Here is an 18,436-nt window from a genome sequence, read left to right on the forward strand (position 1 = left end):
ATAGGGGAATCCAAGCATGAGCGTTGTTGCGGTTGTCGGGCTGGGCTACGTGGGTCTGCCGCTGGCGGTGGAATTCGGCAAGAAGACGACCACCATCGGCTATGACCTCTCGGTTGAAAAAATCGAGCACTACCGTCGATTCTGCGACCCCACCGGCGAAGTATCAACGGATGACCTCAAGGCCGCCACCCAGCTGGCCGTGACGACCGATCCTGCCGAGCTGGCCAAGGCCGATTACATCATCGTAGCCGTCCCGACGCCGGTCGACGAGGCGCATATTCCCGATTTCTCCCCGCTGGTCGGCTCTTCGACCACGGTCGGCCGCCACATGAAGAAAGGCGCCACGGTCGTCTACGAGTCGACGGTCTACCCCGGCGCGACCGAGGAGGTCTGCATCCCGATCCTGGAGAAGGAATCCGGGATGAAGTGGAAGCAGGATTTCCACGTCGGCTACTCGCCCGAGCGCGTGAATCCGGGCGACAAGGAACGCACGATCACGAAGATCATGAAAGTGGTGTCGGGCGACGACGCCGCGACGCTCGAACGGGTGGCCGCGCTCTACGGTTCGGTCATCACCGCCGGCGTGCACCGCGCCAGCAGCATCAAGGTCGCCGAGGCCGCCAAGGTCATCGAGAACACCCAGCGCGACCTCAACATCGCGCTGATGAACGAGCTCGCGCTGATCTTCCACCGCCTCGGCATCGACACGCTGGAAGTGCTCAAGGCCGCCGGCACCAAGTGGAACTTCCTGCCCTTCCGCCCGGGCCTCGTCGGCGGCCACTGCATCGGCGTCGACCCCTACTATCTCACCCACAAGGCCGGCATGCTCGGCTACCACCCGCAGGTCATCCTCGCCGGCCGCCGCATCAACGACGGCATGGGCGCCTACGTGGCGCAGGAAACGGTGAAGAAGATGATCGCCAACGGCGTGCCGGTGAAGGGCGCGAGGGTCAACGTGCTCGGCCTCACCTTCAAGGAAAACTGCCCGGATCTCCGCAACTCCAAGGTCGTCGACGTCATCCGCGAACTGCAGAGCTTCGGCTGCGACGTCCACGTGCACGATCCGCTCGGCGAGCCGCGCGAGGCCGAGCATGAATACGGCATCCGCCTGACGCGGTGGGAAGAGCTGCCGCAATGCGACGCGCTGGTGGCGGCGGTCTCGCACGCGAGCTACCTCGACAAGCCGTTCGCCGAGCTCGCCGCCAGCCTGAAGCAGGGCGGCGTCTTCACCGACGTCAAGTCGGCCTACGATCCGTCCGCCGTGAAGGCCGCGGGCTTCGCGCTCTGGAGGCTCTGATGACGGCGTTTGCGGCGCTGAAGGAAAACCTGGCGGCGGAACCCCGGACCTGGCTCGTCACCGGTGCCGCCGGTTTCATCGGCAGCAACCTCGTCGAGGCGCTGCTGCAGCTCGACCAGCGCGTTGTCGGGCTGGACAACTTCGCCACCGGGCACGAGAAGAACCTGGCCCAGGTGCAGGCCAGCGTCGGACCCGAGCGCTGGGCGAATTTCGCGTTCAAGCGCGGCGACATCCGCGACCTCATCACCTGCCACGCTGCGTGCAAGGACGTCGACTACGTCCTGCACCAGGCCGCGCTGGGATCGGTGCCGCGCTCGATCGAGGACCCGCTGACGACCCACGCCGCCAACAACACCGGCTTCCTCAACATGCTCGTCGCCGCGCGCGACGCCACGGTCAAACGCTTCGTCTACGCGGCGTCCTCGTCGACCTACGGCGATCACCCGGGGCTGCCCAAGGTCGAGGACGTGATCGGCAAGCCGCTCTCGCCGTATGCCGTCACCAAGCTCGTCAACGAGCTCTATGCCGACGTGTTCGGCCGCTGCTACGGCATGGAATCGATCGGCCTCCGGTACTTCAACATCTTCGGCCGGCGCCAGGATCCCAACGGCGCCTATGCCGCCGTGGTGCCGAAGTGGGTGTCGAGCATGATCCGCAACGAACCCGTCTACATCAACGGCGACGGCGAGACCAGCCGCGATTTCTGCTACATCGACAACGTCATCCAGGCCAACCTGCTCGCGGCCACGAGCACGCATGCCGAGGCGGCGAACCAGGTCTACAACGTCGCCGTCGGCGACCGCACCACGCTCAACCAGCTGTTCGAGATCATCCGCGGGCTGCTGGCACCGCGCTATCCGCACCTCGCCGGCTTCAAGCCCGTCTACCGCGACTTCCGCGCCGGCGACGTGCGCCACTCGCTGGCGGACATCGGCAAGGCGCGCACGCGGCTCGGGTACGAACCGACGCACCGGATCGCCGAGGGGCTGGCGGAGGCGATGGACTGGTATGTACGCGATCTCGGCTGAGGCAGCGGGGCGATGACGCGCGACGAATTGGCCGAAGCCGGAGGCGCCGCACGCCCGAACGCGCTCGACGTGCTCCTGCGGCAGATGAAGGCGGAGAGCGATTTCCCCGCGCTCTCGGAGGCCATCGGCGACATCAATCGGATCGCCTCGTCCGATCGCGAGGGTGTCAACGAGCTTTCCAATCACATCCTCAAGGACTTTGCGCTCACCAACAAGCTGCTCAAGCTCGCCAACGTCGCTTTCTACAACCAGGTCGGCGGCGGCTCGATCAGCACGATCTCGCGCGCCGTCGTCGTGCTCGGGTTCGACGCCGTGCGCTCGATCGCGCTGAGCCTGATCCTGTTCGACAACCTGGAAAACAAGGCGCACGCCCAGCTGCTCAAGGAGGAATTCGTCAAGGTCCTGTACGCCGGCATGCTGGCGCGCGAGATGGCCGCCAGCGCTCAGGTGAAGGATGTCGAGGAGGCCTTCATCGGCGCCATGCTGCACAAGCTGGGCCGCATGCTGGCGATGTTCTACTTTCCGGCGGAAATGGCCGACATCGCCCAGCGCGTCGAGGCCGAAGGCCAGAGCGAGTCGCGGGTGGCGCTCGAGGTCCTCGGCGTGTCGTTCGAGAACCTCGGCATCGGCATCGCGCGCAGCTGGGGCTTTCCCGATCGGCTTGTGCAGAGCATGAAGACGCTGCCGGACGGGCGGCTCCGCAAGAGCGCAAGCGACGTCGACCGCCTGCGTGCCCTGGCGGGGTTTTCCAACGAGCTGTGCGAAATCATCCTGCAGACGCCCGACGCGGACCGCCGACAGGCCCTGCAAAAGCTGACCGCGCGCTTCGGCGACACCGTTCCCGTGACGGTGGAGCACTTGTCCGGCGTCATGGAGCGCTCGATGCAGGACATCGCCCAGTTTGCGGTGGTGGTGAACGTCAACCTGAAGCAGAGCGACTTCGCGCGCCGCGCTTCGAAGTGGGCGGGCATGACGATGGCGCCCGCGGAGGAGGCGGCGAGCCATGCTCAGGCGGAGTCAGGCACCCTGGCCGCGCTCGACGACAGCGTGCTGCACGAGCATGCGCCGGTACTCGAGGCCGAAGCCGGCGCCAGCGTCCAGCGCAGTTCCGAGGAGATCCAGTCGATCCTGGCGTCGGGCCTGCAGGACGTCAGCAACTCGCTGATCGACGACGCCGTGTCGATCAACGACATCCTGCGCATGATCCTCGAGGCGATGTACACGGCGATGGGCTTCGAGCACGCGGTGCTGTGCATCAAGGACGCGCGCCGCAACGCGATGAGCGGCAAGTTCGGCTTCGGCGAGGACGTGCAGTCGCTGGTGCGGGTGTTCGACTTCTCGCTGGCGGGCCAGCCCGATGTCTTCCTCGTCGCGCTGCAGAACAACGCCGACATCCTCATTTCCGACATCGACGACCCCAAGATCGCGACGCGGATTCCGGCGTGGTACCGCAAGCAGATTCCAGCGCGCACCTTCGTGCTGTTTCCCCTCAGCGTCAAGGGCAGGACGGTCGGCCTGATCTACGCCGACCGCGCGCAAGCCGGCGGCATCACCATTCCGGAGAAGGAACTGTCGCTGCTCAAGTCGCTGCGCAACCAGGCGGTGCTGGCGATCCGGCAATCGCTGTAGCGGCCGCACGGGGCCGCTACAGCTTTCGGCATAATGGCGGCATGTTCTCGGCCTCCGCCTGCTTCCGTTTTCTCGCCGGCCTCGCACTCGCGCTGTTCGCCGCGTCGGCGCAGGCCGTGGCGCTTCCCGGGGCCTTCACCGATGCGCTCCGGCAGGCGGGCATTCCGCTCGACCACGTCGCCGTCGTGGTGCAGCCCGTCGATGGCGGCGCACCATTGCTGAGCCACAATGCCGAGGCCGCCCTCAATCCGGCATCGGTGATGAAGCTCGTCACGAGCTTCGCGGCGCTGGACCTGCTGGGGCCCGACTTCGGGTGGACGACCGACGTGTGGGCGGACGGCCCGCTGGCGGACGGCGTCCTGCACGGGAACCTCGTCATCAAGGGGCACGGCGACCCGGGCCTCACGCTGGAACGCATGTGGCTGCTGCAGCGTGACTTGCGCGCGCGCGGGATCCGCCGCATCGAGGGCGCTCTCGTCCTCGACCCGAGCGCGTTCGAACTGCCCGAGGCCGACCCCGGCGCATTCGACGGCGAACCGCTGGCGCTGTACAACGCGACACCGGGCGCGCTGGTCGCCAACTACAACGCCACGACGCTGCGCCTGAAGCCGGACGGGCAGCAGGTCGGGGTCGCCCCGGACATCGCCCTGCCGGGCGTCGAGCTGGTCTCGCAGCTGGCCATCGACGAGCGCGCGCCGTGCAACGGCTGGAAGGAGGCGATCGAGCCGACGGCGCCGCCCGATGGACGGCCTGGCGTCGTGCTCAGCGGGCCCTATCCGCGCAGTTGCGGAGAGCAGACGATCGCGCTGAATCTGTTCGGACCTGCCGCGACGTTCGATCGCATCTTTCGCGGGCTGTGGGCGGAAGGCGGCGGCACGCTGACCGGCGCCACCGTGGAAGGCGGCGCACCGGACGGCCCGCCGCTGCTGCAGTTCGCGTCGGAGCCGCTGACCGTCGCGCTCACCCGCATGAACAAATACTCCAACAACCTGATGGCGCGCAACCTGTTCCTCACGCTGGGTGCGGCGGCCTACGGTCCGCCGGCGACGCCCGACAAGGGCGCCCGTGCGGTGCGCGCCGCCCTGGGCCGGCATGGCATCCCCACGCGCAAGCTGGTGCTCGAGAACGGCTCCGGGCTGTCGCGCATCGAGCGCATCAGCGCGGACGCGTTGAACCGCGTGCTGCTCGCCGCTTATCGCAGCGCGTGGTTCGCCGAATTCGAATCGGCGCTGCCGGTCGCCGCCCTAGACGGCACCCTGAAGCGCCGTTTCAACGGCAGCGCGCTCGCCGGCACCGCGCATCTCAAGACCGGCACGCTGCGCGACGTCAGTGCGCTGGCAGGCTACGTGGACGGCGCGGATGGCCGGCGCGTGAGTTTCGTGATGCTGGTCAACCACGCCAATGCGCGCCGCAGCGAGCCTGCGCAGCGCGCGCTGCTGGAGTGGATCGAGGCCGGCGGGCGGCAGGCAGGCGGCGGGGCGGATGGAATTCGATAAGGTGCCGGAGTGGGCGGCGTGGCTGGCGCAGGACGCCGACGGCACCTGGTGGGCCTACGAGGCCGAGCCCAACAAGCAGGACCGCGGCTGGTACGAGAACGAGGTCGGCCGCATCCAGCGGCTCGGACAGACGGCGCCGCCGCCGGACTGGGAGGCAACGCTCAGGCGCTGGCCGCCGCGCTGCTGAGCGATGCGTGCCCGATCAGGACTCGGCCGGTGCCGCCAGCTGCAGCTTCCCATCCTTCACGGGAATGCGGGTACCGGGCCGATGATCCATGCGCACCTGGCCTTCCTCCTTGCCCAGCCGGTAGCGCACGTCGTAGCCGATCGTCCGCGTATGCTTGTCGTAGACCGTCTTGCAGCGCGTCTCGGTACGGTTGACGGTGTCCTTCTGCTGCATGTTCTTCTGCACCTGGTTGCCGGCGTAACCGCCCGCCGCCGCACCGGCGATCGTCGCCAGGTCGCGCCCGCTGCCGCCGCCGATCTGGTGGCCGAGCAGGCCGCCCGCCACCGCGCCGATCGCGGTGCCGGCAATGCGGTTGGTGTCCTTCACCGGCGCCTGTTCGGTGACGACGACGTCATGGCACTCGCGCCGCGGCATCTTGCTGGTCTCGACGACCGGCTTCACGGCGAGAACGTCGGCGAATTTCGGCGCCGGATGCATGGCCTTGTAGCCGGCGAAGCCCCCCACCGCAGTCACGGCCACGGCGCCGGCAACGATGCCCGTCAGCATGGACTTGTTCATGATGGATCTCCCGAAAATTGAACTGGACGGCATGAAGTGCCTATCGAAGGATAGGATTTCCCGCCGCGAGTTCCCGGGGCGGGGACTAATCGGGCTGCAGCAGGTCGATGCGGAAGCTTGCCTCGTAGGGCGGGACGTTGCACTCGATGATGTCCGACGGCGCGACGTCGAGGCGCACGCCGACGATGTCGGTCCGCACCGGCAGCCGCGCGACGCCGCGGTCGACCAGCACGACCGTGCGGATCTCCGCCGGCTGCCTGCCGGCGAGGTATTGCACCGCGCGCAGCAGCGAATGCCCGCGGTACATGACATCGTCGACCACCAGCACGGTATGGTCGGCGAGATCGATCGCCGCGTGCGCGGGGTTCTCGGTGAGGCGGGTATCGGGATGCAGCAGCGTGAGGTCGTCGGCGTAGCGCTTGATCTGGAGGTCGAGGCGCACGCAGTCGGCCAGCCCCCACTGCGCCTGCAGGCGCGCATGAAGCCGGTCGGCGAGCGGCGCGCCGCGGCGCAGGATGCCGACGATTGCGACGCGGGTGCGCCCGGTCAGGAGCCCGGCGGCGCGGCGCGCCATGTCGTCGACGATGAGCTCCAGCTGCTCGGGGGCATAGAGGCAGGTGCGGCGGCCGGCGGGCTTCTCGCTCATGCTTCGCCTACAGCCCGAGGTCGTTCCACATCGCGTCGACACGCGCCTTGACCGCCGCGTCCATCATGATCGGGGTGCCCCATTCGCGCGTCGTCTCGCCGGGCCACTTGTTGGTGGCGTCGATGCCCATCTTGCTGCCGAGCCCCGACACCGGGCTGGCGAAGTCGAGGTAGTCGATCGGCGTGTTTTCGACCAGCAGCGTGTCGCGCGCGGGGTCGACGCGGGTGGTCAGCGCCCACATGACTTCCTTCCAGTCGCGCACGTCGACGTCGTCGTCGGTGACGAGGATGAACTTGGTGTACATGAACTGGCGCAGGAAGCTCCATACGCCGAACATCACCCGCTTGGCGTGGCCGGGGTAGGCCTTCTTCATCGACACCACCGCCATGCGGTACGAGCAGCCCTCGGGCGGCAGGTAGAAGTCGGTGATCTCGGGGAACTGCTTCTGCAGCAAGGGCACGAACACCTCGTTCAGCGCCACGCCGAGGATCGCCGGCTCGTCGGGTGGTTTGCCGGTGTAGGTGCTGTGGTAGATCGGGTCGCGCCGCATCGTGATGCGCTCGACCGTGAAGACCGGGAAGGTCTCCTGCTCGTTGTAGTAGCCGGTGTGGTCGCCGTACGGGCCCTCGAGCGCGGTCTCGTTCGGATGGATCACGCCCTCGAGCACGATCTCGGCGGACGCCGGCACCTGCAGGGTGTTGCCGAGGCATTGCGTCACCTCGGTCTTGGCGCCGCGCAACAGCCCGGCGAACTGGTATTCGGACAGCGTGTCCGGCACCGGCGTCACCGCGCCGAGGATGGTCGCCGGGTCGGCGCCCAGCGCGACCGCGACCGGGAAGGGCTCGCCCGGATGCGCGAGGCTGTGCTCGCGGAAATCGAGCGCGCCGCCGCGATGCGCGAGCCAGCGCATGATGAGCTTGTTGCGGCCGATGACCTGCTGCCGGTAGATGCCGAGGTTCTGCCGCTTCTTGTGCGGGCCGCGCGTGACGGTGAGGCCCCAGGTGACGAGCGGGGCGACGTCGCCCGGCCAGCAGTGCTGGATCGGCAGGCGCGCGAGGTCGACGTCGGCGCCCTCCCACACGACTTCCTGGCACGGCGCGCCCTTCACTTCCTTCGGCGCCATGTTGAGCACCTGCTTCAGCACCGGCCACTTCTCCCAGGCGTCGCGCAGGCCCTTCGGCGGCTCGGGCTCCTTCAGGTAGGCGAGCAGCTTGCCGACCTCGCGCAGGCGGGCCGGGTCCTCCTCTCCCATGCCGAGCGCGACGCGCTTCACCGTGCCGAACAGGTTGGCCAGCACCGGAACGCTGTGCCCCTTCGGCTTCTCGAACAGCAGCGCCGGCCCGCCGGCGCGCAGCACCCGGTCGGCGATCTCGGTCATTTCCAGATGCGGGTCGACTTCGACGCCGATGCGCTTCAGTTCCCCCCTCTTTTCGAGTTGCGCGATGAAGTCGCGCAGGTCGCGGTAGATCATGTGTGGCCGGTCAGGAACGGATGCGCTGGAGCAGCGCGGTGGTCGACGTGTGGTGGCGGAACGGAATCGAATGCACGCTGCCACCCCAGCCGGTCACTTCCGCCGCGCCGACGATGTTTTCGACCGCCCAGTCGCCGCCCTTCACCAGCACGTCGGGCCGGATCGCGAGGATCAGGTCGAGCGGCGTGTCGGCGTCGAACCAGGTCACCAGCGACACCGCCTCGAGCGCGGCGAGCAGCGCCATGCGATCCTGCAAGGGGTTGACCGGACGGTCGTCGCCCTTGCCCTGGCGCTTCACCGAGGCGTCCGAATTCACCGCGACGATGAGCGAGGCGCCGAGCGCGCGCGCCTCGGCGAGGTAGGTCACATGGCCGCGGTGCAGGATGTCGAAGCAGCCGTTGGTGAACACCCGCGGGCGTGGCAGTTGCGCCAGCCGGCCGGGCAGGTCGGCCGGCTCGCAAAGCTTGCGCTCGAAGGCCGGTTGCGCCATCAGTCGAGGTATTCGAACAGGGTGACGACCTTGGTCACGCCCGACGTGGTGCGGGCCACTTCCGTCGCGGCCTCGGCCTCGGATTTCGAGACCAGGCCCATCAGGTAGACCACGCCGGCTTCGGTGACGACCTTGACCTTGGTCGCGGGCACGCGGTCGTCGCGCAGCATGCGCGTCTTGACCTGTCCGGTGATCGAGACGTCGTTCGCCCGCGACGTCAGCGACGTGACACCCGACAGCGTCAGCTCGTTGAACACCGAGCGCACGTCGGGGATTCCCTTGATGACTTCGGCAGCGCGTGCCCGCGTGGCTTCGTCCGGCACCTGCCCGGTGAGCAGCACCTGGCGGTTGTAGCTGGTCGCGGAAATGTGTTCGTTCTGCAGCGGGAACGCGTCGCGCAGGCGTGCCAGCGCGCGCACTTCGATCTCCTGGTCGCTGACGTAGACGCCGGCGGTGCGGCGGTCGACCGCGACGGCGGTGCCCGCCGCGGCGCCGCCGACGGCGACGGCTGCACAACCCGCCAGTTGCGAAAGGGTCACGCCGATCAGCGCGGCATAGGTCAGTTTGCTCATTCCTCGACTCCTAGTAAAACGCTGTCCACCGCATCGCACAGGCAATGGATGGTCAGCAGGTGGACTTCCTGAATGCGCGCCGTCGATTCGGCCGGCACGCAGAGGAAGACGTCGCCATCCTGCATTTGTTCCGCGAGGCCGCCGCCGCTGCGCCCCGTCAGGGCGACGACGTGCATGCTCCGGGCGCGGGCGGCGGCGGCCGCCTGCAGCACGCTGGGCGAGTTGCCGCTGGTCGAGATCGCCAGCAGGACATCGCCGGGGTGGCCCAGCGCCTTCACCTGGCGGGCGAAGACCTGCTCGTAGGCATAGTCGTTGGCGATCGAGGTCAGCGTCGATGTATCGGTGGTGAGCGCGATGGCGGCGAGGCCGGGGCGCTCCTGCTCGAAGCGGTTGATCATCTCGGACGCAAAGTGCTGTGCATCCGCCGCCGAACCGCCGTTGCCGCAGGCGAGGATCTTGCCGCCCTGCGCGAGGCAATGGACGAGGAGCCGCGCCGCCGCCTCGATCGCCGGAGCGAGCGCATCGGCCGCATCCAGCTTGGTCTGCGCCGACGCCTTGAAATGGCCGAGGATTCTGTCGTGTAGGGGCATGGCTAGCTCGGGTGCTGCATGAATTCGCGTGATGCGCGCGCGGCCGCGTGCAATGGATGGAGCATTCTGGCCGGATTATCCCATATCGTCGAACGCGTTCCGGATCCACTCGGGCGGCGCCTCGCCGGCCAGGGCGACGACGTCGAAGCGGCACGGCGGCAGCGTCTTGAGCGCGGACAGGTACTGGCGCGCGGCGGCCGCGAGCTTCCGCTGCTTGGCGGCCGTCACGCTGGCGGCGGCTCCGCCGAAGTCGCTGCGGGTGCGCAGCCGGACCTCGACGAACACCAGCGTCGCGCCATCCTGCATCACCAGATCGATCTCGCCGAAGCGGCAGCGCCAGTTGCGCGCCACGAGCCTGAGCCCGTGCGCCTGCAGGAAGGACGCCGCGCGCGTTTCCGCCGTCTGGCCGAGCAGGGCTTTCAACATCTGCGACAATGCGGGGATGAACGAAAGCACGCATCATACCCCGCTGTTTCCTGCGCTCTATGTCGTCGCCACGCCGATCGGCAATCTCGGCGACATCACCCTGCGCGCGCTCGATATCCTGCAGCGCGTCGATCGGATCGCGGCTGAAGACACGCGGGTGTCCGGCCAGCTGCTGGCGCACTTCAACATTTCCAGGCCGCTGATGTCGGTGCGCGAGCACAACGAGCGCGAAGCGGCGGAGGGCGTGATCGCGCGGATCGTGGCGGGCGATGCGATCGCCTACGTGTCCGACGCCGGGACGCCCGCGATTTCCGATCCCGGCGCGCGCCTCGTCGCGGCGGTGCGCGCGGCGGGCCTGCGGGTGGTGCCGATCCCCGGCGTCTCGGCGGTCACGGCCGCGCTGTCCGTGGCCGGCATCGAGTCGGGCGACTGGCTGTTTCATGGCTTCCCGCCGCCCAAGGCGGGCGCGCGGCGCGCGCAGCTGCAGGCGCTCGCAAGGCTGCCGTGCGCGCTGGTGTTCTACGAGGCGCCGCACCGCATCGAGGAGACGCTGGCCGACATGGCGGCGGTATTCGACGATGCGCGGCAGGTGACGCTCGCGCGCGAGCTGACCAAGCGGTTCGAGACCATCGTCACGCTCCCGCTCGGCGAGGCGCCCGCCTGGCTCGCGGCGGACCCCAACCATGTGCGCGGCGAATTCGTCGTCGTCGTGCACGCGCCGGCGGCCGCAACGGCAGCGAGCGACGCGGAAGCGCTGCGCGTGCTCGAAATCCTCGCCGCCGACCTGCCGCCGCCGCTCGCCGCCAAGCTCGCGGCTAAAATTACCGGCCGGACCAAGGCCGAGCTGTACCAGATGACGCTCGCACGCAAATGACCGATACCCTGACGATCACCCGCCCCGACGACTGGCATATCCATTTCCGCGACGGCGCCGCGATGCACAGCGTCGTTCCCGACACCGCGCGCGTGTTCGGCCGCGCGATCGCGATGCCGAACCTGAAGCCGCCCGTCGTCGCCGTGGCCGATGCCGCCGCGTATCGCGAGCGGCTGCTGACCGCCGCCGCAGGCACGGCATTCGAGCCGTTGATGACGCTCTATCTCACCGACAACACGTCGCCCGACGAGATCCGCCGCGCCAAGGCGAGCGGTTTCGTCCACGCGGTGAAGTACTACCCGGCCGGCGCGACGACCAACTCCGACTCGGGCGTGACCGAGCTCGGCAAGGCCTACGGGGCGATCGCGGCGATGGAGGAGGCCGGGCTGCCCCTGCTGCTGCATGGCGAAGTGGTCGATCCCGACATCGACGTGTTCGATCGCGAGGCCGTGTTCATCGAGCGCCATCTGGTGCGGCTGCTGAAGGATTTTCCGCGGCTGAAGCTCGTGCTCGAGCACATCACGACGCGGCAGGCCGCGGAATTCGTCGCGGCCGCGCCCGCCCAGGTCGCGGCGACGATCACGGCGCACCATCTGCTGTACAACCGCAACGCGATGTTCCGCGGCGGCATCCGTCCCCACATGTACTGTCTGCCGGTGCTGAAGCGCGAGGCGCATCGCCAGGCGCTGGTGGCGGCGGCCATCTCGGGCAGCCCGAAGTTCTTTCTCGGCACCGACTCGGCGCCGCATGCGGTCGGGGCCAAGGAGAGCGCCTGCGGCTGCGCCGGCATCTATTCGGCGCATGCCGCGATCGAACTCTACGCCGAGGCGTTCGAGGACGCCGGCGCGCTCGAACGGCTCGAGGCCTTCGCGAGCTTCCATGGCGCCGATTTCTACGGCGTGCCGCGTCATGGCGACACGATCACCCTGCGCCGCGAGAACTGGATCGCGCCGGCGCGGCTCGCGCTGGGCGACAATGAACTCGTGCCGCTGCGGGCGGGCGAAGCGATCCGCTGGCGGGTGGCCTGACAAAAGAAAACGCGGCAGGCCAGGGGGAGTCTGCCGCGGCGGAAGCGAGGGGGAGCTTCCTAATCGCGCAGCGTTGCACTGCGCGGGAGGAGGGGGTCAGGGGAAGGCCGGGATGGTCGGCTCGACTCCGGAGTTCGTGGCTTCGGGATGATGCGCGGCGACGCGGCGGCGGATTTCGTCGACGCGGCCTGCCGGGGCATCGACCATCATCAGCACGTGCCCCGCGGCGATGGCGGACTCGAAGGCGCGCAGCCGCGAATTGGGGAGCGCGCTCGCGACCATGCTCGCCACCCAGGCGCCGAAGGCAGCGCCGATCAGGGCCGTGAGCAGGATGGTGACGAGTTGCAGGTCGACGCCGGCGGGCGGAAAGAAGACCGCGACGAGGCCCGCGAGAATGCCGATGCCGCCGCCGACGGCGAGCCCCGTCTCGGCACCGTGGACGAAGTCGGTCTTCTGCAGGATCGAGGCCTCGTGCAGGCCGGCGAGCGGGATGTCGTCCTTGGCCAGCGCGTGAATGTGTGCGTCCTCGATGCGGGCGAGCAGGAGTTCGTCGCGAATCCGGCGGGCGCTCGCCACGTTCGGTACTGTGAAATACAGTCGCCTTCTCATGATGGGGCTCCTGGTGGGGTCGAGTCCGACCCGAGTATCTTGGATTAGCAAATCGGCGCAGGCAGTCAAGTGAAAGTTTTATAATGGCAAGTGGAAGAGCGGGTCAGGCAACCGCTGCCGCGCAAGCGGGAGAGGAAAGTCCGGGCTCCACAGAGCAGGATGCCGGCTAACGGCCGGACGCCGCGAGGCGAGGAACAGGGCCACAGAGACGAGCGTATTAAGTTACGGTGAAACGCGGTAACCTCCATCCGGAGCAACACCAAATAGGCAGACGATGACGCGGCTCGCCGAGTCTGCGGGTAGGTGGCTTGAACCGGCCAGCAATGGCCGGTCTAGAGGAATGGTTGCCCACGACAGAACCCGGCTTATCGGCCCGCTCTTCCACTTTTCATTCAATTCAATAAGTTAGCCGATTTTCCTAAAAGCCTGGCCAGAAAACGCGGCTAAGCATCGGTTTTTCCAGAAACTTATCCACAACCCGTATCCACCCCTAAGTCATTGAGATGTAGGGGTTTTTTTGCGTCTGCCGTCTTGACCCCCCCAAAACTATCCCCTATAGTGGGGCGAAGTGGTGATTGGTGGGAAGTTGTGGGAGAATGCGCCCGTCCGATCACGATCAATTTCAATACGGGGAGAGCATGTTTCGCGGGGTCGCAACGGTCAGCCTGGATAGCAAGAGCCGGCTCGTGGTGCCGGCGCGCTATCGCGACGCCCTGCTGGTGAACGGCGGCGGTCGGGTGGTCGTCACCGCCGACCCGAGCCAGTGCCTGCTGCTCTATCCCCTGCCCGAATGGGAGCCGATCGAGAAGAAGCTCAACGGCCTCTCCGATTTCAATCCCCGTACCCGCAGCCTCAAACAACTGCTCGTCGGCTACGCGCACGACATGGAGATGGACAGCGCCGGCCGCGTGCTGCTGCCGCCGATGCTGCGCAAGTTCGCCGAACTGGACAAGAACGTCGTGCTGGTGGGGCAGGGTAGCAAGGTGGAGTTGTGGAACGAGGTGCGCTGGGAGGCCCAGGTGGCGCAAGCCCTGACCTTCAGCGACGACGCGCTGCCGCCTGAACTGGAGGGGTTCACGTTGTGAGTGAGCCCGCCCATGTGCCCGTATTGGCACACGAGGCGGTGACGGCGCTGGCGATCAGGCCCGACGGCATCTACGTGGATGCCACCTTCGGGCGGGGCGGACACAGCCGGCTGATCCTGGCCGGGCTGGGCCCCACCGGGCGCCTCATCGCGCTGGACCGCGATCCGCATGCCATCGAGGCCGGCGCCGCGCTGCGCGACCCGCGCCTGACGCTGGTGCACAGCGCGTTCTCGCGTCTCGGCGCCGTGCTCGACACGCTCGACGTGGCGCGGGTCGACGGCGTGCTGCTGGACATCGGCGTGTCATCGCCGCAGCTCGACGACGCGACGCGCGGGTTCAGCTTCCGTTTCGATGCGCCGCTCGACATGCGCATGGATCCGGGCAGCGGCATGTCGGCGGCGGACTGGCTGGCAACGGCCGAAGAGGGGGAGATCAGTGAAGTCATCCGCACCTACGGGGAAGAGCGGTTTGCTAAATCGATTGCGCGCGCGCTTGTTGCGGCACGGCAAAAGGAAGCCATCCGCAGTACGGGGCGGCTGGCGGACCTCATCGCCGCCGCGGTCAAGAAGCGCGAGCCGGGGCAGCACCCGGCGACCCGCAGTTTCCAGGCTATACGGATTTATCTCAACCGCGAGCTTGAAGAGCTGAGCGCCGTGCTGCCGCAATGCGTGGACAGGCTGCAACCGGGCGGGCGCCTGGCGGTGATCAGCTTCCATTCGCTGGAGGATCGCATCGTCAAGCGCTTCATGCGTGACGAGGCGAGGGGCGAGCAGGCGCCGGCGCGCCTGCCGATCCCGGCAGCCATGCTGAAGCCGGGCCGGCTGAGGCTGGTCGGGCGCGCGCAGCACGCGAGCGACGCCGAAGTGGCGGCGAATCCGCGCGCGCGCAGCGCCGTGCTGCGGGTCGCCGAGCGCGTGGGCGAGGCCGCCGCATGAATCGCCTCGACATCGTGCTCGCGCTGGTGCTGGTGGCGTGTGCGCTCGGCGTGGTGCAGGCCCAGAACCGCGCGCGCACCTATTTCGCGGAACTGGAACGGCTGAAGAAAGAGGCGCGTGGCTTGGACGAGCAGTGGGGGCAGTTGCAGCTGGAGCAGGGCACCTGGGCCAACCCGGCGCGCATCGACACGATCGCGCGCCGCCAGCTCGGGCTGATCGCGCCGCCGCATGACCGCGTGCGCATCGAAACGCTGCCGAGCGTGTCCGCGCCATGAACTATCACTCGCGCAGACTCCTCAAGCTGAATCTGGCGCCCTGGCGCATGGCGACGGTGGGCGGGCTGCTGCTCGCGGGCTTGGCGGTCGTCGCGGGCCGTGCGTTCTATCTGCAGGGCCTGCATACCGATTACCTGCAGGGCAAGGGTGACGCCGTCTCCAACCGCAACCTGACGCTGCCGGCGCATCGCGGGCAGATCACGGATCGCTACGGCCAGCTCCTCGCGATCAGCACGCCGGTCGAGTCGCTCTGGGCGCGCCCCGCCGAAGTTCGCATGAGCGATGCACAGCATGCGCACCTGGCCCGGCTGCTCGCCATGCCGCGCCCCGAACTCGACGCGCTGCTGGGTCGCAGGACGCGCGGCGAGGTCGCCGTCCGTCGTCCGGTGACGCCCGAGCAGGCCGCGGACATCGCCGCCATGGGCATTCCGGGCTTGTCGCTGCAGCGCGAGTTCCGCCGCTACTATCCCGCCGGCGAAGTGGCCGCGCAGGTGGTGGGCTTCACCAACGTCGACGACAAGGGCCAGGAGGGCGTCGAGCGCGCCTATCAGGATTGGCTCGCCGGTCGCGCGGGCGAGCGCCAGATCCTGCGCGACCGCCACGGTAACACCATTCGCGATCTGGCGCCGATCAAGACGGCGCAGATGGGCGGCAACCTGACGCTGTCGCTCGACCTGCGCATCCAGTACCTGGCGCATCGCGAGCTCGCCGCGGCAATCGAAAAGCACAAGGCCAAGGGCGGCAGCATCGTGGTTCTCGACGCCAAGACCGGCGAGATCCTTGCGCTGGCGAACCAGCCGACCTTCAATCCGAACAACCGTGCGAACTTCCGCCCGGACGTGATGCGCAACCGCGCGGTGATCGACACCTTCGAGCCGGGCTCGACCGTCAAGCCCTTCGTGGCGGCGGCGGTGCTCGAGCGGGGGCTCTTCCGACCCGACAGCGTGATCGAGACGCCGGACAATTTCCGGGTGGGGCCGAAGCTGGTGCGCGACGAGCATCACCACGACCACCTGACGGTGACCCAGATCATCCAGATCTCGAGCAACATCGGCGCGGCGAAGATGGCGATGACGCTGACGCCGCAACAGCACTGGGAGGTGCTGCACCGCGCCGGCTTCGGCGAGCTGCCGGGCTCGGGCTTCCCGGGCGAGACCGCCGGACGGCTGCGCGACCCCGCGACCTGGAAGCCCGTCGAGCAGGCGACGATGGCCTACGGCTACGGCCTGTCGGTCAGCCTGCTGCAGCTGGCCCGCGCCTACATGGCATTCGCCAACGACGGCGAGGTCATGCCGCTGTCCTTCCTCAAGCGCGAGCCGCAGGAAATCGTCGGCGAGCGCGTGTTCTCCCCGGCCGTGGCGCGGGAGGTGCGCGCCATGATGGAAGCGGTCACGCAGGACGGGGGCACCGGCACCCTGACCCGCGTGCCCGGCTATCGCGTGGCGGGCAAGACCGGTACCGCGCACAAGCTGGTCAACGGCCATTACGCGTCGGACCGCTACCTGGCGTCGTTCGTCGGCATGGCGCCGGCCTCGAATCCGCGTCTCATCGTCGCGGTGGCGATCGACGAGCCGTCGGATGGCGTGTACTACGGCGGCAGCGTCGCCGGCCCCGTGTTCGCCCAGGTGATGGCCGCGTGCCTGCGCCTGCTGGGCCTGCCGCCCGACGCGCCGGAGACGGAGACGAAACTGACCGAGAATGCTTCGGCCGCGAAGGGGGGGGCGTGATGGCAAAGACCCAGCGGACACCTGTCGCCCCTGCCCACGGAATCCACGAATCGGTGCCGCATATCCTGGAACGGCTGGGCGTGGCGGCGGCCGAGCTGACCAGCGACAGCCGCAAGGCCATGCCGGGCACGGTGTTCGCAGCCTATCCGGGCGAAGCGCGCGACGGGCGCGACTTCATCGCCCAGGCGGTAGCGCAGCGCGCCGACGGCGTGCTGTGGGAGGCCGACCACTACCAGTGGGATCCGGCGCTCGGCGTGCCGAATGCCGGCGTGGTAGGGCTGAGGACGCGCATCGGCGAAATCGCCGCCCACGTCTACGGCGAGCCCTCGCGCGCGATGCACATGGTCGGCGTCACCGGCACCAACGGCAAGACCTCGGTCGCCCACTGGATCGCGCAGGCCTTCACGCGGCTGGGACGCAAGACTGCGGTGATCGGAACCGTCGGCAACGGTTTCCCCCCGGTCGGCGACAAGCCCGGCGCGCTCACGCCTGCCCTCAACACGACGCCCGATGCGATCGAACTGCAGCAGCGCCTGGCGCTTTACCGCCGCGACGGCGCGGTTGCCTGCGCGATGGAGGTCTCCTCGCACGGACTGGCGCAGGGCCGCGTCAACGGCACCCGCTTCAACGTGGCCGTGTTGACCAATCTGTCGCGCGATCATCTCGACTATCACGGCGACATGGAGCGCTACGCCGACACGAAGGCGCGCCTGTTCGCGTGGCCCGGCCTGGAATGGGCCGTTCTGAACGTCGACGACGCGTTCGGCCGCCAGCTCGAAAGCGAGACGCGGCCGGCGCGGGTTGCGGGCTACGGATTCCATCGCGGCGCCGTGGTCGCGCAGTCCCTGCGCCTGTCGCAGGCGGGGCTGACGCTCGACGTGCAGACGGACTGGGGGCGCGCGGAATTCGCGGTGCCCCTGCTCGGACGCTTCAATGCCGCCAATGTGCTGGCGGTCCTGACGACGCTGCTGGTATCCGGCGTGGCGCTGGACGATGCCTGCCAGGCCCTTCCGCATATCCAGCCGCCGCCGGGCCGCATGCAGACACTCGGCGGCGACGCCCATCCGCTCGTCGTGGTGGACTATGCGCATACGCCCGACGCCCTGGAAAAGGTGCTTGCGACCCTGCGCGAAATCGTCGCCAGCGGACGCCTGATCTGCGTGTTCGGCTGCGGCGGCAATCGGGACCGCGGCAAGCGTCCCCTGATGGGGCAGGCGGCCGCCCAGGGCGCCGACGAAGTCTGGGTCACCAGCGACAACCCGCGCAACGAAGATCCGCGCGGGATCATCGACGACATTCTCGCCGGCGTCGGCGCCCGAGCGGACGCCAGGCCTCACGTCGAGCCGGACCGCGCGCGTGCCATCTTCGAGGCCATCGGCGGCGCCCGCCAGGGTGACGTCGTGCTGATCGCCGGCAAGGGGCACGAGGACTACCAGGAGAGCGGCGGCGAGCGGCTGCCGTTCTCCGACGTCGCGGTCGCGCGCAAGGCACTGGAGGCCTGGGCATGAGCGCG

Annotated in this window: 20 protein-coding genes and 1 other RNA gene; 13 read left to right on the top strand and 8 right to left on the bottom strand. The window is 68.4% G+C overall.

Annotation, left to right across the window (positions count from 1 at the left end):
- Positions 1–16: 16 nt before the first annotated feature.
- From VA613_RS00605 to VA613_RS00625, 5 genes are read left to right on the top strand one after another with little or no spacing between them, the layout of a single operon-like run.
- Complete coding sequence (locus VA613_RS00605; RefSeq protein WP_324779930.1) at positions 17–1,297, top strand: nucleotide sugar dehydrogenase; 1,281 nt, start codon at positions 17–19, stop codon at positions 1,295–1,297.
- Positions 1,297–2,325, top strand: a complete 1,029-nt coding sequence (locus VA613_RS00610; protein ID WP_324779931.1) for an SDR family oxidoreductase — start codon at positions 1,297–1,299, stop codon at positions 2,323–2,325. The genes VA613_RS00605 and VA613_RS00610 overlap by 1 nt, the downstream gene beginning before the upstream one ends.
- A gap of 12 nt (positions 2,326–2,337) precedes the next feature.
- A complete protein-coding gene (locus VA613_RS00615) occupies positions 2,338–3,954 on the top strand; it encodes an HDOD domain-containing protein (protein ID WP_324779932.1) in 1,617 nt (538 codons plus the stop codon).
- 41 nt (positions 3,955–3,995) lie between these two features.
- Entirely contained in the window at positions 3,996–5,450 is a 1,455-nt protein-coding gene (dacB, locus tag VA613_RS00620) for a D-alanyl-D-alanine carboxypeptidase/D-alanyl-D-alanine endopeptidase (RefSeq protein ID WP_324779933.1), read from the top strand.
- Positions 5,437–5,637 carry a hypothetical protein gene (locus VA613_RS00625; protein WP_324779934.1) on the top strand — a complete coding sequence of 67 codons (201 nt, stop codon included), beginning with the start codon at positions 5,437–5,439 and terminating at the stop codon, positions 5,635–5,637. Before dacB ends, VA613_RS00625 begins: the two co-directional genes overlap by 14 nt.
- A 15-nt stretch (positions 5,638–5,652) precedes the next feature.
- Here the strand turns inward: VA613_RS00625 and VA613_RS00630 are convergent, their stop codons facing one another.
- The 7 genes from VA613_RS00630 to VA613_RS00660 form a co-directional block, all read right to left on the bottom strand.
- The gene (locus VA613_RS00630) at positions 5,653–6,195 is read right to left on the bottom strand and encodes a glycine zipper 2TM domain-containing protein (RefSeq protein ID WP_324779935.1); all 543 of its coding nucleotides are present in this window, start codon (positions 6,193–6,195) and stop codon (positions 5,653–5,655) included.
- An 85-nt stretch (positions 6,196–6,280) separates the two neighbouring features.
- Complete coding sequence (locus VA613_RS00635) at positions 6,281–6,841, bottom strand: bifunctional pyr operon transcriptional regulator/uracil phosphoribosyltransferase PyrR (RefSeq protein WP_324779936.1); 561 nt, start codon at positions 6,839–6,841, stop codon at positions 6,281–6,283.
- Between the two features lie 7 nt (positions 6,842–6,848).
- Entirely contained in the window at positions 6,849–8,312 is a 1,464-nt protein-coding gene (gene ubiD / locus VA613_RS00640) for a 4-hydroxy-3-polyprenylbenzoate decarboxylase (RefSeq protein WP_324779937.1), read from the bottom strand.
- A 10-nt stretch (positions 8,313–8,322) separates the two neighbouring features.
- The gene (gene rfaE2 / locus VA613_RS00645) at positions 8,323–8,802 is read right to left on the bottom strand and encodes a D-glycero-beta-D-manno-heptose 1-phosphate adenylyltransferase (RefSeq protein ID WP_324779938.1); all 480 of its coding nucleotides are present in this window, start codon (positions 8,800–8,802) and stop codon (positions 8,323–8,325) included.
- Positions 8,802–9,374, bottom strand: coding sequence for a BON domain-containing protein (locus tag VA613_RS00650; protein ID WP_324779939.1), 573 nt, complete (start codon positions 9,372–9,374; stop codon positions 8,802–8,804). Before VA613_RS00650 ends, rfaE2 begins: the two co-directional genes overlap by 1 nt.
- Complete coding sequence (locus VA613_RS00655; protein ID WP_324779940.1) at positions 9,371–9,964, bottom strand: phosphoheptose isomerase; 594 nt, start codon at positions 9,962–9,964, stop codon at positions 9,371–9,373. Before VA613_RS00655 ends, VA613_RS00650 begins: the two co-directional genes overlap by 4 nt.
- A gap of 75 nt (positions 9,965–10,039) precedes the next feature.
- Entirely contained in the window at positions 10,040–10,390 is a 351-nt protein-coding gene (locus tag VA613_RS00660) for a YraN family protein (RefSeq protein WP_324779941.1), read from the bottom strand.
- Positions 10,391–10,406: 16 nt separating this feature from the next.
- On the opposite strand from VA613_RS00660, the gene rsmI reads away from it, so the two are divergent.
- Both rsmI and pyrC read left to right on the top strand, forming a co-directional pair.
- The gene (gene rsmI, locus VA613_RS00665) at positions 10,407–11,264 is read left to right on the top strand and encodes a 16S rRNA (cytidine(1402)-2'-O)-methyltransferase (protein WP_324779942.1); all 858 of its coding nucleotides are present in this window, start codon (positions 10,407–10,409) and stop codon (positions 11,262–11,264) included.
- The gene (gene pyrC / locus VA613_RS00670) at positions 11,261–12,292 is read left to right on the top strand and encodes a dihydroorotase (RefSeq protein ID WP_324779943.1); all 1,032 of its coding nucleotides are present in this window, start codon (positions 11,261–11,263) and stop codon (positions 12,290–12,292) included. Before rsmI ends, pyrC begins: the two co-directional genes overlap by 4 nt.
- A gap of 96 nt (positions 12,293–12,388) precedes the next feature.
- On the opposite strand, the gene VA613_RS00675 is transcribed toward pyrC, so the two are convergent.
- Entirely contained in the window at positions 12,389–12,901 is a 513-nt protein-coding gene (locus VA613_RS00675; RefSeq protein ID WP_324779944.1) for a DUF1269 domain-containing protein, read from the bottom strand.
- Between the two features lie 95 nt (positions 12,902–12,996).
- Here VA613_RS00675 and rnpB point away from each other — a divergent pair.
- The 6 genes from rnpB (at position 12,997) to VA613_RS00705 (ending at position 18,431) form a co-directional block, all read left to right on the top strand.
- An RNA gene (rnpB, locus tag VA613_RS00680) (RNase P RNA component class A) lies at positions 12,997–13,285 on the top strand.
- A 254-nt stretch (positions 13,286–13,539) separates the two neighbouring features.
- The gene (gene mraZ / locus VA613_RS00685) at positions 13,540–13,986 is read left to right on the top strand and encodes a division/cell wall cluster transcriptional repressor MraZ (RefSeq protein WP_324779945.1); all 447 of its coding nucleotides are present in this window, start codon (positions 13,540–13,542) and stop codon (positions 13,984–13,986) included.
- A complete protein-coding gene (rsmH, locus tag VA613_RS00690) occupies positions 13,983–14,921 on the top strand; it encodes a 16S rRNA (cytosine(1402)-N(4))-methyltransferase RsmH (RefSeq protein ID WP_324779946.1) in 939 nt (312 codons plus the stop codon). Before mraZ ends, rsmH begins: the two co-directional genes overlap by 4 nt.
- A complete protein-coding gene (gene ftsL, locus VA613_RS00695; protein ID WP_324779947.1) occupies positions 14,918–15,196 on the top strand; it encodes a cell division protein FtsL in 279 nt (92 codons plus the stop codon). The genes rsmH and ftsL overlap by 4 nt, the downstream gene beginning before the upstream one ends.
- Complete coding sequence (locus VA613_RS00700) at positions 15,193–16,923, top strand: peptidoglycan D,D-transpeptidase FtsI family protein (RefSeq protein ID WP_324779948.1); 1,731 nt, start codon at positions 15,193–15,195, stop codon at positions 16,921–16,923. Before ftsL ends, VA613_RS00700 begins: the two co-directional genes overlap by 4 nt.
- Positions 16,923–18,431, top strand: a complete 1,509-nt coding sequence (locus VA613_RS00705; RefSeq protein ID WP_324779949.1) for a UDP-N-acetylmuramoyl-L-alanyl-D-glutamate--2,6-diaminopimelate ligase — start codon at positions 16,923–16,925, stop codon at positions 18,429–18,431. Before VA613_RS00700 ends, VA613_RS00705 begins: the two co-directional genes overlap by 1 nt.
- Positions 18,432–18,436: the final 5 nt, after the last annotated feature.

It is taken from the genome of Thiobacillus sp. SCUT-2, assembly GCF_035621355.1.
Lineage (GTDB): Bacteria > Pseudomonadota > Gammaproteobacteria > Burkholderiales > Thiobacillaceae > Thiobacillus > Thiobacillus sedimenti.

Excerpts from the sequence above, each read along its gene's own strand:
- rfaE2 (WP_324779938.1), bottom strand. The coding sequence starts at position 8,802 with ATGGCGCAACCGGCCTTCGAGCGCAAGCTTTGCGAGCCGGCCGACCTG.
- VA613_RS00635 (WP_324779936.1), bottom strand. The coding sequence starts at position 6,841 with ATGAGCGAGAAGCCCGCCGGCCGCCGCACCTGCCTCTATGCCCCCGAG.
- rsmI (WP_324779942.1), top strand. The coding sequence starts at position 10,407 with ATGAACGAAAGCACGCATCATACCCCGCTGTTTCCTGCGCTCTATGTC.
- VA613_RS00610 (WP_324779931.1), top strand. The coding sequence starts at position 1,297 with ATGACGGCGTTTGCGGCGCTGAAGGAAAACCTGGCGGCGGAACCCCGG.
- VA613_RS00675 (WP_324779944.1), bottom strand. The coding sequence starts at position 12,901 with ATGAGAAGGCGACTGTATTTCACAGTACCGAACGTGGCGAGCGCCCGC.
- VA613_RS00660 (WP_324779941.1), bottom strand. The coding sequence starts at position 10,390 with ATGTTGAAAGCCCTGCTCGGCCAGACGGCGGAAACGCGCGCGGCGTCC.
- VA613_RS00705 (WP_324779949.1), top strand. The coding sequence starts at position 16,923 with ATGGCAAAGACCCAGCGGACACCTGTCGCCCCTGCCCACGGAATCCAC.
- ftsL (WP_324779947.1), top strand. The coding sequence starts at position 14,918 with ATGAATCGCCTCGACATCGTGCTCGCGCTGGTGCTGGTGGCGTGTGCG.
- VA613_RS00630 (WP_324779935.1), bottom strand. The coding sequence starts at position 6,195 with ATGAACAAGTCCATGCTGACGGGCATCGTTGCCGGCGCCGTGGCCGTG.
- VA613_RS00615 (WP_324779932.1), top strand. The coding sequence starts at position 2,338 with ATGACGCGCGACGAATTGGCCGAAGCCGGAGGCGCCGCACGCCCGAAC.
- VA613_RS00700 (WP_324779948.1), top strand. The coding sequence starts at position 15,193 with ATGAACTATCACTCGCGCAGACTCCTCAAGCTGAATCTGGCGCCCTGG.
- pyrC (WP_324779943.1), top strand. The coding sequence starts at position 11,261 with ATGACCGATACCCTGACGATCACCCGCCCCGACGACTGGCATATCCAT.
- ubiD (WP_324779937.1), bottom strand. The coding sequence starts at position 8,312 with ATGATCTACCGCGACCTGCGCGACTTCATCGCGCAACTCGAAAAGAGG.
- VA613_RS00625 (WP_324779934.1), top strand. The coding sequence starts at position 5,437 with ATGGAATTCGATAAGGTGCCGGAGTGGGCGGCGTGGCTGGCGCAGGAC.
- VA613_RS00655 (WP_324779940.1), bottom strand. The coding sequence starts at position 9,964 with ATGCCCCTACACGACAGAATCCTCGGCCATTTCAAGGCGTCGGCGCAG.
- mraZ (WP_324779945.1), top strand. The coding sequence starts at position 13,540 with ATGTTTCGCGGGGTCGCAACGGTCAGCCTGGATAGCAAGAGCCGGCTC.
- dacB (WP_324779933.1), top strand. The coding sequence starts at position 3,996 with ATGTTCTCGGCCTCCGCCTGCTTCCGTTTTCTCGCCGGCCTCGCACTC.
- VA613_RS00605 (WP_324779930.1), top strand. The coding sequence starts at position 17 with ATGAGCGTTGTTGCGGTTGTCGGGCTGGGCTACGTGGGTCTGCCGCTG.
- VA613_RS00650 (WP_324779939.1), bottom strand. The coding sequence starts at position 9,374 with ATGAGCAAACTGACCTATGCCGCGCTGATCGGCGTGACCCTTTCGCAA.